This is a genomic window from Pseudomonas neustonica, assembly GCF_003797945.1.
GTDB lineage: Bacteria > Pseudomonadota > Gammaproteobacteria > Pseudomonadales > Pseudomonadaceae > Halopseudomonas > Halopseudomonas neustonica.
The window spans coordinates 16,333-31,324 of the sequence record NZ_RKKU01000035.1 but is presented as its reverse complement, the minus strand read 5'-3'; the positions used below and the strand labels follow the sequence as shown (position 1 = coordinate 31,324).

The following is a 14,992-nucleotide window of genomic DNA, read 5'->3' as shown; positions in this document are numbered from 1 at the left end:
TAAGCGCTTCGATTTCAAATGTCCTATCGAAGTCATGAGCGAAGTGATGCAGAAAGCCTTGGCTATGCAATATGATGCTCCTGCGTCAATTCAATAACCGTGTTGCACTCAGCTCCTGCAACCGCCGTGGTATAGATTGACCTGAGATTGAGCGTGGGTACCGGCGAGCCACGATTTAGTAGGCGCGTCGTTGTCGGTTTGGGCCAAAGTGGTCCAGATAGGTCTATTGCAGTCTCGGGGCAAAGTGTAACGTTGAGTATAGTTATTTCTTGTTTCGTAAAAAAAGTCGTTATAAAACAGTGTTAACACACTCATGCATCATGGGGGTGTGTTGGGAAGAAGCGGGTTTATCTTTTTTCATCGAGTTTGCAGCTTTAATCGTTAAATTGAGTAGGCGCGAACGGGTTTGGTAGCCTGAACAACCAGTACAACGACTGGCTGTCGCGGAAGGCTTACGGTATGGGCGCCGAATTGGCAGCAAGGTTATCATGCTGGCCAGAACAGCTGCAGATTGCGCGGGTGCATTTTTTAATGTGCTGTGAAAAAAAGCTCCTGCCTCATAGGCGGTAGTCCTATCAGTCGATTACCGCCTATAGCCAGTCTGGCGCCAGTGTTTCAGCTCGCTGCAGTAAACAAAGAGCCCGATCCACTGTCACAAGGGATCCCCTGCGTGCCCGCTAACGGGCATGCTGAGACTTTATTCGGTTAACGAGGTAAGCCATGTCGCAATATGACCCCCTGATTGATTCTGCAGCCGCCCGCCTGGGGCGTGTACTGGAGCACCTTGGTTGTCGTGTCACCACTGCCGAGTCCTGCACCGGTGGCGGGATTGCCGAAGCCATCACGCGTGTTGCGGGTAGTTCGGCCTGGTTTGAAACCGGTTTTGTAACCTATGCCAATCGTAGCAAGCAGCGCTGGTTGGGCGTAGAGGCAGAAGTGTTGGAGGCGAACGGGGCGGTAAGCGAACCCGTTGTGCAGGGGATGGCGACGGGCGCACTGGCAGCAGCCGAGGCGCAGTTCGCGGTTGCGGTAAGTGGAATCGCCGGACCGGATGGCGGCAGCGTTGACAAGCCGGTCGGTACGGTTTGGTTCGGCTGGGCGCTGGCGGATGGGCGCGTATTGACCGAGCGCAAACGCTTCCATGGCGGGCGTCGAGAGGTGCGCGCACAAACTGTGCTGCATGCGCTGGAGCGGCTGGTTGGCGAGGCAGAAAAACAGGCAGCGAACCGGTTATCAGTCTAAGCGAAAAAGGGGGTAGGCAACGCCAGACTTCTGTGGAACAATACTGACCAAATATACAGTACTTTCACTTATCGGGCGCCACCGGCCCCGCCAAGCCAAAGAGGATTCATAATGGACGACAACAAGAAAAAGGCACTTTCTGCTGCTTTGAGTCAGATTGAGCGTCAATTTGGTAAAGGCGCGGTCATGCGCATGGGCGATCACGAGCGCCAGGCTATCCCGTCCATCTCCACCGGTTCGCTGGGGCTCGATATTGCACTGGGTCTGGGTGGTCTGCCCAAGGGACGTATTGTTGAGATCTACGGCCCGGAATCATCCGGTAAAACCACACTGACGTTGTCGGTCATCGCTCAAGCTCAGAAAAATGGCGCAACCTGCGCGTTCGTCGACGCCGAGCACGCGCTTGACCCCGAGTACGCGGGCAAGCTGGGCGTTAATGTTGACGACCTGCTGGTCTCTCAGCCAGACACCGGTGAGCAAGCACTGGAAATCACCGATATGCTGGTGCGCTCCAATGCGGTAGACGTGATCATCGTCGACTCGGTTGCGGCGCTGGTGCCCAAGGCAGAAATTGAAGGCGAGATGGGCGATCACCACGTTGGTGTGCAGGCGCGTTTGATGTCACAGGCGCTGCGCAAGATCACCGGTAACATCAAGAATGCCAATTGCCTGGTGATCTTCATCAACCAGATCCGCATGAAGATCGGCGTTATGTTCGGTAACCCGGAAACCACTACCGGTGGTAACGCACTGAAGTTCTACTCTTCGGTACGTCTGGACATTCGCCGCACCGGCGCAGTGAAAGATGGCGATGAAGTTATCGGCAGCGAAACCCGTGTCAAAGTAGTCAAAAACAAGGTGGCCCCACCTTTCCGTCAGGCTGAGTTCCAGATTCTGTACGGCGCTGGTATCTATCACAACGCCGAGATTGTTGACCTGGGTGTGCAGATTGGTTTGGTAGAGAAGTCAGGCGCCTGGTACAGCTACAACGGCAACAAGATCGGCCAGGGCAAGGCCAATGCAGCCAAGTATATGGAAGAGAACCCGGCTATCGCTGATGAAATCGAAAAGGCTATCCGTGACAAGTTGCTGGCCAAGCCAAGCAAGCCGAAGGCAGAAGCCGAGGCTAGCGCTGAAATCGAAGGCTAATGTTGCAGCCTGATGCTCTCGCGTACGGTACTTGATACTCCTGCTTCAATTCGCCGCTCAGCAATGGATTTGCTGGCGCGGCGCGAGCATAGCTATACCGAGCTTTTGCGCAAGCTGCGCTTGCGCGGTGCAGGTACGGCAGAGGCTGAGATCGAGCTGGATCGCCTGGTCGATGATGGCTTGCTCAGTGATGAGCGCTTTTGTGAAGCATACGTATATGCCCGTAGCCAGCGCGGCTATGGCCCTGCCAAGTTGCGCGAAGAGCTACGCCAGCGGGGTGTTGCCGAGTCACTGGTGGAGCAGACGCTAGCCGGTGACGAGTGGGACTGGGCAGCGTTGGCGCGTCAGGTTTTTCACAAGCGCTTTCCCGAAGGTGAGGCGTCTGAGCCAGCGGCACGCGCCAAACAGCTGCGGTTCATGCAGTACCGTGGCTTTTCAGGTTTTCAGGCTGATTGGTAAAGTCGATCAGGGTGCGCAAGGCGCCGTGATCCCGGCCTCTGAACATAAAGCTCAAGCTCGTCAGACCACTAAATTCGTTGTTGTCTTCTATCTCGTTACTGCTGTGCTGGGTAAAGCCGCCATGCACGCATAGATGCGAGAAGCGCGTTTGCACCTGCTGCAATGCCTGTTCAGTCAGTGGCTGATTAAGCCGTAACAGGTACTGTTTGTCCTGCCATCGGGTTGAGTGGAAGTTACGGTAGAAGCTGATAATTTCCTGCATGGCTGCCTCCGGACTCTTTACCAGCTTCAACAGATGGAAGTCGTTATCTGCGATGTAGCCAGCGCTCAGCAGTTGTTCGCGAAAGAAACTCAACAGGCTATCCCAATAGCGACCTTCGGGCTCATCCAGCAGTATCACCGGGACCAGCGGGCTTTTTCCGGTCTGGATTAGCGTGAGCACTTCGAGGGTTTCATCCATAGTGCCAAAACCGCCCGGACAGAGCACCAGCGCGTCTGCTTCCTTGACGAAGAAGAGTTTGCGCAGAAAGAAAAACTTGAACCCCAGCTCGTGTTCGGTACCTCTGATGATGGAATTGGCACGCTGCTCGAAGGGTAGGCTGATGTTGAAGCCCAAGCTGTTATCCATGCCAGCGCCTTCGTGGGCTGCAGCCATAATACCGTCGCCGCCTCCGGTAATGGTCATGTAATCGTGTTTGCTCAGTGCCCGCCCCATGGATTTGGCTGTTTGATACAGCGCATGGGTGGGGGCTGTCCTCGCCGAGCCGAACACCGTCACTTTACGGCGACGCTTGAACAGCGATAGCCTAGCGAAACTACGCTCCAGTTCATGAATTGTCTGCAGCAGTATCTTGGCATCCCAGCGATTGCGATCGGCCTGCGCCATGCGTACTACTTCCAACAGCATGTCGCGATAGAGCGCCGCATTTTCGCTGCCGCCAGCGCAGAGCTGTACCAGCTCATCAATTTTGTCGGGTATCAGGCTACTGCCGGTTTGCCAGTGACGAGAAAGATAATCGACCGGCTCCATGTCGTCAGTCATGTCAAATCTCCGGTCGTTTGAGATGGCGTGTACGACGCTTTAAAGCGTTTGACAGTGCTCGGCAATAAAGCTCTGCGTGAGGACGGGCTGATTGCTGTCCTTGATGCTGAAATGATAGGTCAGAGTGGCACCCATATCGAGTAGCCGACGAAAGCGCAGATCAGTACAAACGCTCGCCTGCAGTTGAGTGCGAATCAGCAGTGGGTCTTCCTGCATGCGCTCTGCGTAAGCTTCGCTGACGGACAACCGGTTGATCAACTCGTCACCCTGAGCCTCAAAACCCATATCGGTAATATGCTCGTTCATGGCCCGTGGTGTGCCTTCGCTACTTTCCGCAGCCACTTTTTTAAGGGTGTCTTCCAGCTGTATGTCGCGTAAAGACGCTGCGTGTGCCGGGGCGGTTAAAAAAACGGCAAGCAGCAGGGGTAACCAACGCATGAAATTTCTCCAGTTCAGATGACAATATGACATGACCTACGGGTTCTGACCGCGCAGGGTGATTCTGGTTCGCCGAGGTGTGAATATCTTCACTTAGTCGCAGCAGCGGTGCAAAGGTAGAATACCCTTCGGTGCGCACCTGCACCTTGTAAATCGGAGACAGAAGGGCTATGACGGTGAATCAGGATAACGCAGTTCAGCGCTTGCGTGAGGCAGCAATTGCGCGGTCAACGCGTCCTTTTCTAGCCCGTGGCGCTCGAGTGAAGCGCTGTCCATCCTGCTTGCTGGCGTTGGCATCCTGTATCTGCGCGCGTCGCCCTGTGCTGCAGGCAGAGGTGACCTTCTGTCTGTTGATGCACTCCCTGGAGCCGCTCAAACCGACTAATACCGGCAGGTTGATCGCAGAATGCCTGGGCGACACCCAGGCTTTTGTCTGGGCGCGTACAGAGGTTGATCCGGGGCTACTGGCGTTGCTTGCGGACCCGCGTTATCAGCCTTACGTGGTATTCCCCGGGGAGTATGCCTTGCCAGATCAGCCAGTCTGTCGTGATTTGCCGGCGTCGTCCGGGCGTCGTCCCTTGTTGATTATCCTCGATGCAACCTGGACACAGGCGCGCAAGATGTTTCGCAAGAGTCCCTATTTGGCGAGCCTGCCGGTGTTAAGCATGGAAACTGAACAGCTGTCGCGGTATCGGCTACGCCGCTCAACCCGCGATGATCATCTCTGTACCGTCGAAGTTGCCACAGCCTGTCTCGGATTGGCTGGCGATGCGCAGGCAGCGCAGCAACTAAACCAATACTTCGAGTTATTCACTGATGCTTACCTGAGTACCATTCGCTTGAGACAAGATGACGCCTGATAGGTGTATCAAGCGTCCTGTAGAAACCGTCCTGCTAGTGGTGTCCAGCCGGCTCCTGTTGCACTGGCACCGGTTGCTTGCGGCGTTCAAGGTAGATTGGGATTAACTGTGCTGTCAGCATCCCGCCGAGCATCAGCGCACACCCCAACAAACCGCGCGGGCTAAGGGTCTCGCCCAGAATTAGCCAGCCTGCGAGAGCGGCGAAGACGGCTTCCAGACTAAGTATGATGGCCGCGTGTGAGGTGATTGCATCTTTTTGTGCCACTACCTGCAGAGTGAAGGCGACGCCGACTGCCAGCACACCTGCGTAAAGAATCGCGGGTAGCGCCTGTTGAATCATCGGTAGCTGGATAGGTTCGAATATAAAGGCCAGTACCAGACTAACAACCGCACAGACCACAAACTGTATGAAAGACACCAGGATAGCGTCATAACGGCTGGCGAGTGCGCCGACCATGAGCACGTGTGCTGCCCAGAAACCCGCGCCTACCAGTTGTAGCCAATCGCCGGAGGCGACCTGAAAGCCAGGACCCACACTCAGCAGTACCATGCCGACCAACGCCAGCAACGCGCCAGCCCAGGTTCCCTTGTGCGTGCGCATGCCAATGAATAGACCAAACACGGGGACAAGAATCACGTACAGCCCCGTGATAAAGCCGGAGTTGGTGACGGTCGTAAACATCAGACCAATTTGCTGCAGATTGATGCCGATCGTCAGTACCCCACCCAGCGCCAGACTGCCCAGCAGCATTGGTTTACTTAAGCGCGCGCGGGCATCTGGCTTGGTGGGTTTGCGCAGCAGCCAGATCAGCGGTAGCACCGTTAGCGCGCCGACCAGAAAGCGCAGGCCGGTATAAAGGAAGGGCCCGATATGGTCCATCCCCAGTCGCTGAGCAACAAAGGTACTGCCCCAGATCATGGCGGTGAGGAGCATCAGCGCGTCGGCGCGGTAGTGACGAATATTCATTGGGTGTAGCTCGGCAGGAAAAACCCGATTATCCTGTGTCCGCAGGGCGGAAAGCCAGATACAGTTGTGCCCGCTTACTGTTTTGTACTGTGGCCAAAGTTGCATTGACTGCCTGTGTGGCGGCTGGCACTCTCAAATAGATAAAAAAACCATAACAATAACGACGCTTCGGGATAAAACGCATGGGTCTTAGTTACGATATTCTGATTGCTGACGATCACCCACTGTTCCGTAGTGCATTGCGTCAGGCGCTCGCTGCCGGGCTCGGTGAGTCGGTCACGCTGAATGAGGTCGGCAGTATTGAAGGGCTGCAGGCGCAGCTTGCTACCCGCTCGCAATGGGATCTGGTCCTGCTCGATCTCAACATGCCCGGCGCCTATGGTTTTTCCGGCTTGGCCCAGCTGCGGGGCCAGTTCCCACATATCCCCGTTATTATGATCTCGGCCCAGGAAGAGTCCTCCGTCGCCCGGCGGGCGAAGGATTTTGGTGCCAGCGGTTTTATTCCCAAATCGGCCACGCTGGAAGCCATTCAGGCGTCGGTTCAGGCGGTGCTCGAGGGCGGCGTTTGCTGGCCTGATGGCCTGGATGACCCGCAAGGCATGACGTCCGAGCAGCAGGACATCAGTACCCGCGTTGCCAGTCTTACGCCACAGCAGTTCAGAGTGCTTACCATGGTCTGTGATGGTCTGCTGAATAAACAGATTGCCTATGAGCTGGATGTGTCGGAAGCGACCATCAAGGCGCACGTCACCGCGATTTTCCGTAAGCTGGAGGTGCGTACCCGCACCCAGGCCGCACTGGCTTTGCAACAGATGGAGCTAAGCAAAACCGGTTAGCTGGATGCTGTTGCCTCTACGACTGAAGTCTGAGCGTCGGGTGCTGGGCAAAGCCTTGGCGCGCTGCCAGACTAGTGCCTGGCAACGAACGAGATGAACCCCCTGCAATGATGCTATCCGGCGGTCTGGTCGCCCTTATCTTTCTGCTCTACATGGCGCTGCTGTTCGTCATCGCCTTCTGGGGCGATCGTCGTCGCGCTGAACTCAACCCGCGCCTGCGTGTATGGGTGTACAGCCTGTCGTTGGCCGTGTGGTGCACCAGTTGGACCTTCTTCGGTGCTGTCGGCATGGCGGCAGACCAGCTCTGGGGTTTTCTACCCATCTACCTTGGTCCGGTTCTCTTGTTCCTGTTTGGCTCCCGCCTGTACGCGCGCATGATCGCCATCAGCAAGCAGGAAAACATCACTTCAATCGCTGATTTTATCGCCTCGCGTTACGGTAAATCCCAGACGCTGGGCGTCGTGGTGTCGCTACTGTGTCTGGTCAGTGTGTTGCCTTACATTGCGTTGCAGCTGAAGGGCATAGTGCTGGGCTACAACTTGCTCAGTGCTGCGCCCCTGGTCGGCGGCGTGCCCACAGACGCGGTGGGGGCAGAAGACACGGCCCTGGTGGTGACACTGGTGTTGGCGTTGTTCACGGTGTTATTTGGCACCCGCAGTCTGGATGTGACCGAGCATCACCGTGGCATGATGCTGGCGATTGCCTTTGAGTCGCTGGTCAAACTGCTGGCATTTCTGGCGGTGGGTATCTTCGTTACCTTCGGCTTGTTTGGCGGTGCGGTCGAGCTGTTGACCGATGCTCGCAACAACGCCGCCTTGGCTGCTTACTGGCAGCAGGATACGCCGGTGCTGAGCCTGCTATTCCAAACGGTGATCGCGATTCTCGCCTTTGTCTGCCTGCCGCGGCAGTTTCAGGTAGCGGTGGTGGAGAACAGCGAGCCTGGCGACCTTCGTTTGGCTCGGTGGGTGTTTCCGGTTTATGTGATTTTAGCCGGGCTCTTTGTTATTCCGATCAGCCTGGCAGGGCAGATGACCTTGGGTTCCGGGTTATCTGCCGACTCCTATGTGATCAGTCTGCCGCTGCTGCAGGGCCATCCGGAGTTGGCGTTGCTGGCTTTCCTGGGTGGTGCGTCGGCCGCCTCCGGCATGGTCATTGTTGCCGCGATTGCACTGAGTACCATGGTCTCCAACGATGTGGTGCTGCCGGCGCTACTGCGCAGCAAGACGCGTCCCGAACATTCCTATGAGCAGTTTCGCGGCTGGCTGCTGAATGTACGTCGCACCAGTATTCTGATCATCCTGCTGCTCGCCTATGTGGTCTATCGCCTGATTGGCTCGGATACCAGTCTGGCGAGTATTGGCCAGGTTGCTTTCGCGGCCATTGCTCAGCTCGCGCCGGCAATGTTTGGCGCTTTGTTCTGGAAACAGGCCAATCGCACCGGCGTACTCGCTGGTCTGCTGGTGGGTGTGGTGCTTTGGCTTTACTTGCTGGTATTACCGCTGGTAGGCGCCGGTTTGAGCTGGCAGGTCAGCGGTTTGCCACTGGTCGAGGGGATGCGCGCGGCGGCACTGCGCTGGGACCTGGATGTCCTGACTTTGGGCAGCCTGGTGGCGTTGACCGGTAACTTTATGGTCTTCGTGGTCGGCTCGCTGTTCAGTCGCACGCGCGTACTGGAGCACTGGCAAGCGAGCCGCTTTGTCAGTCAGGATGCGCAACCCTGGAGTGACAGCCCCAGCCGGGTATTGCTGCGTGTGCGGCTGGACGATCTGCGTGAACTCGCCGCGCGCTTTGTTGGAAGTGAGCGTGCCGAAGCCAGTTTTGCAGCCTATGCGCGTAGCCAGGGCGGCAGTTTCTCGGGCAGTCAGACGGCTGACTCTGGCTGGATTACCCTGACCGAGCGCTTGCTGGCCGGGGTGCTGGGCGCCTCGTCTGCGCGCATCGTGGTAAAGGCAGCCATTGAAGGGCGCGACATGCAGTTTGACGATGTAGTGCGCATTGTCGACGAAGCCTCGGAGGTGCTGCAGTTCAACCGGGGTTTGCTGCAGGGGGCAATCGAGAATATTACCCAGGGCATCAGCGTGGTGGACAAGTCGCTTCGGCTGGTGGCCTGGAACTACCGTTACCTGGAGATGTTCGAGTACCCCGAAGACTTGATCACTATCGGCAGGCCTATCGCCGACATCATCTTGCACAATGCGCAACGCGGTCTCTGTGGTCCCGGTGACCCGCAGGGGCATGTGGATAAACGTATTGGTTGGATGCAGCAGGGCACGCCGCACCGCTCCGAGCGCCTGTTTCCCAATGGCAGCGTAATCGAGATTATCGGCAACCCCATGCCGGGCGGCGGTTTTGTTATGAGTTTCACCGACATTTCCGACTTTCGTAACGCGGAGAAGGCGCTGCAGGAAGCCAATGAAAGCCTGGAACAGCGCGTTTCCGAGCGCACCCAGGAGCTATCGACGCTGAATCAGGCGCTACTGCAGGCCAAGGCGCAGACCGAGCGGGCCAGCCAATCCAAGAGTCGCTTTCTAACCGCGGTAAGTCATGATCTGATGCAGCCGCTAAACGCGGCCCGGCTGTTTTCCGCCTCGTTATCACATCAGCAAGGGTTACCCGGCGAGGCGCCACAGCTGGTGCGGCATCTGGATAGCGCGCTGAGCTCGGCGGAAGAGTTGATAACGGATCTGCTGGATATCTCGCGGCTTGAAGCGGGGCGAGTGACGCCTGAGCTTAGCGATTTTGCCTTGAGTGATCTGATTGAGCCGCTGCGCATCGAATTCAGCGCGTTGGCGGCGGAGCAGGGCATTGATCTGCGCGTGCATCCCAGCCACCTGCGTGTGCGTTCCGATATCCGTTTGCTGCGTCGCGTGCTGCAGAACTTTCTGACCAATGCCTTTCGCTATGCCAGCTCTGCCCGAGTGGTGCTGGGCGTACGCCTGCAACAGCACAGCGTGCGGCTCGAGGTCTGGGATCAGGGGCCGGGTATCGCCAAGGATAAGCTGCAGGTGATATTTGAAGAGTTTCAGCGCTTGGACAGCCACCGCACCCAAGCCGAAAAGGGGCTAGGGCTGGGCCTGGCAATCGCTGACGGCCTCTGCCGTGTGCTGGGGCATCCGCTTAACGTGCGCTCCTGGCCGGGCAAGGGCAGCGTGTTCAGCGTTACCGTGCCGGTTGCCCAGCAGGGTCGGCTGCAGCGCTCCCCCGAGCCGGTGATTGAAAGTCTCCCTGAACTGCAGGGCGCGCCGGTGCTGTGTATCGACAATGAAAGCAGCATTCTGGCTGGTATGCAGAGTTTGCTGGGGCGTTGGCATTGTCAGGTCGCCGTTGCGCGCAACCGCGATGAAGTGCGCGCAGTGCTGAAACGCGGTTTTGTTCCGCAGCTGGTATTGGTGGATTACCACCTGGATGCGGGCGATACCGGCACGCAACTGATGGTCTGGTTGCGCGAGCAGTTGGGCGGCGATCTGCCAGGTGTGGTGATCAGTGCCGACGGTCGTCAGGAGCTGATCAGCCAGATCGAGCTGGCCGGCCTTGAATATCTGCCCAAACCAGTCAAGCCGGCGGCTCTGCGTGCGTTGATCAGCCGTCACATTGCGCTCAATTGAGCCAACTGTTGTTCCCCAGCTGTATCTTTTCGCGGCACGGCTCACAGGGTAGGGTAGTGGCCTGATATTGCTGGCTCGCGCAGTGCGCGATCTTGATAAACGGACGTTGTTACCTATGCCAACTCCCCTGAAAGCCTTCGCCTGTGGCGCGCGCGATACCTTGCCGATGCTGCTGGGTGCGCTGCCGTTCGGTATTATTTTTGGCACCCTGGCAATTGCGTCAGGCTTGTCCATGCCTGCCACACTGCTGATGTCGGCCCTGGTCTTTGCTGGTTCGGCGCAGTTTATCGCGGTTAGTCTGGTGGCCTCCGGCGCAGGCTTGCTGGTTATCCTGGTCACTACCTTGATCGTTAATCTGCGGCATATGCTTTACAGCGCCAGCATGCTGCCCTACGTGCGGGATTTACCGCAGCGCTGGAAAGTCCCCCTGGCGTTCTGGCTGACTGATGAAACCTTTGCCGTTGTCCATCGGCATTATCTGGACGCCAGTGCGCCTACCGAGCATAAGCATTGGTACTTTCTTGGCTCCTGTATCGCCATGTATAGCAACTGGTTTGCCTGCACCCTGATCGGTGCGTTGCTGGGTAGCTCCTTGCCCGGCATGGCAGGTTGGGGCCTGGACTTCGCCATGGTCGCGACCTTTATTGGCATTGTGGTGCCGCTCCTGCGCACCCGTCCGATGCTGTTGTCTGCCGTGGTGGCGGGTGCCGTTGCCCTTGCGGCGCATGCTTTGCCTTATAAGCTGGGACTGATGTTGGCAGCCTTGGCCGGGGTCTGTGCGGGCGTGCTGGCTGAGCGCTGGGGCGCAGAGTCAGGCAAGCTGACCGGAGGTGTTGATGAGCCTGTTTGAGATAGCGCTGATTGGCGGCATGGCGCTGATTACCTTCGGTATTCGCTACGGCCTGTTTGCCGTAGGGCACCGGGTGCGTTTCAATCCGCTGGTTAGCCGGGCACTGACTTACGTGCCGGTGGCGGTGCTTACCGCCATTATTGTGCCAGCCATGCTGATGCCCGGTGACGGCGGCATGCAATTATCCTGGCACAACGCCTATCTGGTCGGTGGTTTGGCCGCCATTGTTATAGCGGCACTGTCGCGCAATCTGCTGGCGACCATCTTCGGCAGCATGCTGCTGTTTTTTCTCTGGCGCTGGCTGCTGGCTTAACAGCGCGCTACCAGAGTGAAACGCGTTTGGTGCTTATTGCCACAATCAGCAGGCTCAGTGCCGCAACCGAAATAATGCTGGTAAAGCCGATGACGGTAGTAGCAAAGCCGACCACATCGCTGAAAAAGCCTACCCCCAGCACCACGGTCGCCATGGTCAGATAAGCCATCAAATAGAACGCGGAGATAATGCCGCCACGTTGCTCCGGTGGTGCCACGTTGCTGATCGAGGCAATAGCGACCACGCCGGTAGCACCCGCGCCACCTGCGGTTGCCATGGTGGCCAGAGTAAATAGCCAGGGCGAGCTGGTCATCACCGCAGCGGCCATCACACCCAGGCCAATGATCAAAGTGGTGGGACCCACGATCAGCATGCGGTCGACCGGTTGGCGTTTGCAGGCAAACTGGCTGATCCCGGCCATCAACTGCCAGGCGGCGGCGAAGAGCCCCGCGTTTGCTCTATCGCTGATACCAATCAGCTTGGTGGCCAGAGATGGGCCCAGCGAGGCGTACAGGCTCCCCGTTGACCAGGCCAGGCAGATAGCGGCAGCAGCAAAGGCAAAGGCGCCCAGCAGCTCACGCGGCACCTTGACCGGCGTTGGTCGCCAGGCACTCCAGCGGAACTCCGGGTGACGTTGGCCAATATGCGACGGCCAGGGCGCCAGTATCAGTAACGCGATGGTCGCGAGGGTGAGCACAATGGTGACGATAAAGGGCCAGGTCAGAGCGCCGGCTCCCCACTTCAGCGCGAACGAGCTCACGGTAGGGCCAGCAAAGGCGCCCAAGGTGAAAAACAGCGCAGACAGGGTGGCAGCGCGGGTCCAGTTTTCGTTGGGTTCCAGCTCGACCAGCGCAGCGGATGAGGCGCCGGTGACAATCCCGGTGCCGATGCCGGTGAGCACGCGCGCGGCGCCCAGGGCATAGATATCCGTTGCCAGCATAAAGGTCACGGCGCCGGCCATGATGAATAGCAGGCCGGGCACCATCATTTGTCGACGGCCGAGCTTGTCCGACAGCGCGCCCAGTGTCAGCAGTGTGCTGACTACACCGAGCACGTAAATCGAGAACACAGCGGTTAGCGCTGCGGACGAGAAGCCCCATTGCGCCTGCCAAACCGAGTACAACGGTGTAGGCAGGTTGGAGGCGAAGATGGTGGTGAAGATAGCCATCAGCGCCGCCGACATCGCCAGCCCGCGACTATCCGTAGCTCCTGTGGTCTGCCCTGCGCCCGCCATGTGCCGCCCCCATTGATGGAAAGAAGCGCATTATCGCAAAGAACCACCTTCAAGGGGCGATGGTTCGTGCATCACGGTTGCTGATGGGGCGCCAGTGACAGGGGCGCTGCCAGCTCTGCCAGGGAAATACCGTAGTCATCATCCAGCGCGCGATAGCCCAGCGCTTGCAGTTGCGAGAGGTCAGCGCGCGGGGCTGGCCAGAGCTGGGTCTGCGCAATAATGCGCATTCGGTCCGAGTCTGGCTCCTGCTTGGCCAGGGCAAAGCGGAACGGATGATAGCCCGTCATACCCAGCCGCAGGTCAGTGGCAACCCACTGCTGGTCGATAAGATCAAAGCGCAGTCGGTCGCCGGTAAACCAGCGCAGGCGTTCGTATTGGGTGGAGCCGGCCATTACCTGGTCTGCCGCGCTGGCGTGACGCGGCAAGGCCACCAGCCTGGGCGGCGTGTCATCCAGCCAACTGACCAGGCCTTCGTAGTACTGATCGCCGTCGATGGCCATCACCCGCCACAGTAGGGTATTGAAAGGCGTGGTGAGCTGAAGGTGATCTGGGCCTCAATCTGTTGCGCCTGCAAGGCCTGCTGTAATCGCGACTCGGCCATCCACTTGCCGCCCAGGGTGCTGGCCAGATACAGCGTGCTTAGCGCCAGTCCCGCGTATTGCCAGCGCAGGCCCGAGCGCTGCAAGCCCACCGTCAGCCCGACCAACATGGCCAGTAGCAGCGGCAGGGTATACAGCGGATCGATAATAAAGATGCTGGAGATCGCCACTGGCGGGGTGGTTAACGGCCAGAACAGCTGGGTGCCATAGTTGGTAAAACTGTCGAGCAGAGGGTGGGTGCAGAGCACCAGAAGCAGGGTAAGCCACAGCCGTTTAGCGCTGTAGGCGGCCGGTGTACCAAGGTTACGGATCGCCAGGGTTATTAGTGTTGCCAGCGCAGCCAGCACAAAGAGCGAGTGGCTAAAGCCGCGATGATAGGTCATGTCGGCCACGGCATCGCCGTAGTCCAGCAGCACGTCCATATCGGGCAGGGTTGCCAGCATGGCGCCGTATACCAGCGCTTTGCGGCCTTGCCAGCGGCCAAGCATGGCGCCTTGAATCGAAGCGCCAAGCACTATCTGGGTAACTGAATCCAAAGCCTGTGCTCCACGAATTTCAGCCTAGAGGCTAATACAAAAACGCCGTGCAAAGCACGGCGTAATCGATTCGCTATGTTACCGGGTACTCAAGACAGGCTGTGCTGCTTGTCCGCCTCAATCGAGCTGTCCAGCAACTCCAAAAATGCCTTGCGGGTTTTCAGCTTGGTGTTGCGGTGCGCCGTCATGTTCAGACCGGCCAACTGCTTGGCCATAGCCAGCGCTGTTGCTTCCAGTTCTTCAGCAGGTACCACCTTATCCAGAAAGCCTGCATCGACCGCATCGGCCGGATCAAACATCTCGGCGTTGATCACCGAGCGATTGAAGGCGCTAGGCGTTAGCCGCGCGCGCGCCAGCTCGATACCCACATGGTGCATGGTCATGCCGATCTGCACCTCGTTCAAACCAATCTTGAACGGGCCTTCTACGCCCAGGCGGTAATCAGAGGACAGCAGCAAAAACGCGCCCTTGGCGACCGCATGCCCGGTGCACACGGTGATGATCGGGAAGGGGTGTGACAACATACGGCGCGCCAGGGTAGAGCCAGAAGCAACCAGCGCCTTGGCCGCGTCAGCGCTGGAAGTCATGACCTTAAGATCATAACCACCGGAAAGAATGCCGGGCTTACCGCTCAGAATGACCACGGCGCGGTCTTTTTCGGCTTGATCCAGCGCCGCATTCAGCGCCGCAACCATATCTGGGGAAACGGCATTCACCTTGCCGTTATCCATACCCAGGTGGGCAATGCCGTCGGCAAAACGATAGGAAACCAGGTCACTCATGAGGCAATCCTCTATATCAAAGTCAGGCGGCAAAGCCGTCTCGGGAAAACCTCAGTTTAACAACTAAATCCTGACTGACG

General features: G+C 58.0%; 15 protein-coding genes. 8 read left to right on the top strand and 7 right to left on the bottom strand.

The window, feature by feature from the left end; all coding sequences use genetic code 11:
* The first annotated feature begins 720 nt into the window (after positions 1 to 720).
* From EF096_RS18465 to EF096_RS18455, 3 genes are all read left to right on the top strand, one after another.
* Positions 721 to 1,242, top strand: a complete 522-nt coding sequence (locus EF096_RS18465; protein ID WP_123891237.1) for a nicotinamide-nucleotide amidohydrolase family protein — start codon at positions 721 to 723, stop codon at positions 1,240 to 1,242.
* Positions 1,243 to 1,353: 111 nt separating this feature from the next.
* Positions 1,354 to 2,391, top strand: a complete 1,038-nt coding sequence (recA, locus tag EF096_RS18460; RefSeq protein WP_123891236.1) for a recombinase RecA — start codon at positions 1,354 to 1,356, stop codon at positions 2,389 to 2,391.
* 12 nt (positions 2,392 to 2,403) lie between these two features.
* Complete coding sequence (locus EF096_RS18455) at positions 2,404 to 2,850, top strand: regulatory protein RecX (protein ID WP_123891235.1); 447 nt, start codon at positions 2,404 to 2,406, stop codon at positions 2,848 to 2,850.
* Here EF096_RS18455 and EF096_RS18450 read toward each other — a convergent pair.
* On the bottom strand, positions 2,807 to 3,892 hold the full coding sequence (locus EF096_RS18450; protein WP_235869796.1) for an LOG family protein: 1,086 nt from the start codon (positions 3,890 to 3,892) through the stop codon (positions 2,807 to 2,809). The two genes, EF096_RS18455 and EF096_RS18450, sit on opposite strands and share 44 nt — an antisense overlap.
* Before the next feature lie 39 nt (positions 3,893 to 3,931).
* Entirely contained in the window at positions 3,932 to 4,330 is a 399-nt protein-coding gene (locus EF096_RS18445; RefSeq protein ID WP_123891234.1) for a PA3611 family quorum-sensing-regulated virulence factor, read from the bottom strand.
* 170 nt (positions 4,331 to 4,500) lie between these two features.
* Here EF096_RS18445 and EF096_RS18440 point away from each other — a divergent pair, with 170 nt between their 5' ends.
* Entirely contained in the window at positions 4,501 to 5,190 is a 690-nt protein-coding gene (locus EF096_RS18440) for a tRNA-uridine aminocarboxypropyltransferase (protein WP_123891233.1), read from the top strand.
* Positions 5,191 to 5,224: 34 nt separating this feature from the next.
* Here EF096_RS18440 and EF096_RS18435 read toward each other — a convergent pair whose 3' ends face one another.
* Positions 5,225 to 6,157: a DMT family transporter gene (locus EF096_RS18435; RefSeq protein WP_123891232.1), complete on the bottom strand. Its 933-nt coding sequence runs from the start codon at positions 6,155 to 6,157 to the stop codon at positions 5,225 to 5,227.
* Positions 6,158 to 6,339: 182 nt separating this feature from the next.
* Here EF096_RS18435 and EF096_RS18430 point away from each other — a divergent pair, with 182 nt between their 5' ends.
* The 4 genes from EF096_RS18430 (at position 6,340) to EF096_RS18415 (ending at position 11,761) form a co-directional block, all read left to right on the top strand.
* The gene (locus EF096_RS18430) at positions 6,340 to 6,993 is read left to right on the top strand and encodes a response regulator transcription factor (RefSeq protein ID WP_123891231.1); all 654 of its coding nucleotides are present in this window, start codon (positions 6,340 to 6,342) and stop codon (positions 6,991 to 6,993) included.
* Between the two features lie 107 nt (positions 6,994 to 7,100).
* Positions 7,101 to 10,598, top strand: a complete 3,498-nt coding sequence (locus tag EF096_RS18425) for a hybrid sensor histidine kinase/response regulator (RefSeq protein ID WP_123891230.1) — start codon at positions 7,101 to 7,103, stop codon at positions 10,596 to 10,598.
* A 115-nt stretch (positions 10,599 to 10,713) separates the two neighbouring features.
* On the top strand, positions 10,714 to 11,448 hold the full coding sequence (locus EF096_RS18420) for an AzlC family ABC transporter permease (RefSeq protein WP_123891229.1): 735 nt from the start codon (positions 10,714 to 10,716) through the stop codon (positions 11,446 to 11,448).
* Positions 11,435 to 11,761, top strand: a complete 327-nt coding sequence (locus EF096_RS18415) for an AzlD domain-containing protein (protein WP_123891228.1) — start codon at positions 11,435 to 11,437, stop codon at positions 11,759 to 11,761. Before EF096_RS18420 ends, EF096_RS18415 begins: the two co-directional genes overlap by 14 nt.
* A gap of 7 nt (positions 11,762 to 11,768) precedes the next feature.
* Here EF096_RS18415 and EF096_RS18410 read toward each other — a convergent pair whose 3' ends face one another.
* The 4 genes from EF096_RS18410 to EF096_RS18400 all read right to left on the bottom strand — a co-directional run bounded on the left by EF096_RS18410 (position 11,769) and on the right by EF096_RS18400 (position 14,912).
* The gene (locus EF096_RS18410; protein ID WP_123891227.1) at positions 11,769 to 12,995 is read right to left on the bottom strand and encodes an MFS transporter; all 1,227 of its coding nucleotides are present in this window, start codon (positions 12,993 to 12,995) and stop codon (positions 11,769 to 11,771) included.
* A gap of 71 nt (positions 12,996 to 13,066) precedes the next feature.
* The gene (locus tag EF096_RS20830) at positions 13,067 to 13,495 is read right to left on the bottom strand and encodes a hypothetical protein (RefSeq protein WP_305955067.1); all 429 of its coding nucleotides are present in this window, start codon (positions 13,493 to 13,495) and stop codon (positions 13,067 to 13,069) included.
* Positions 13,495 to 14,130, bottom strand: coding sequence for a metal-dependent hydrolase (locus tag EF096_RS20825; RefSeq protein WP_305955066.1), 636 nt, complete (start codon positions 14,128 to 14,130; stop codon positions 13,495 to 13,497). The genes EF096_RS20830 and EF096_RS20825 overlap by 1 nt, the downstream gene beginning before the upstream one ends.
* Positions 14,131 to 14,219: 89 nt before the next feature.
* Positions 14,220 to 14,912 carry a crotonase/enoyl-CoA hydratase family protein gene (locus tag EF096_RS18400; protein WP_123891226.1) on the bottom strand — a complete coding sequence of 231 codons (693 nt, stop codon included), beginning with the start codon at positions 14,910 to 14,912 and terminating at the stop codon, positions 14,220 to 14,222.
* Positions 14,913 to 14,992 lie beyond the last annotated feature (80 nt).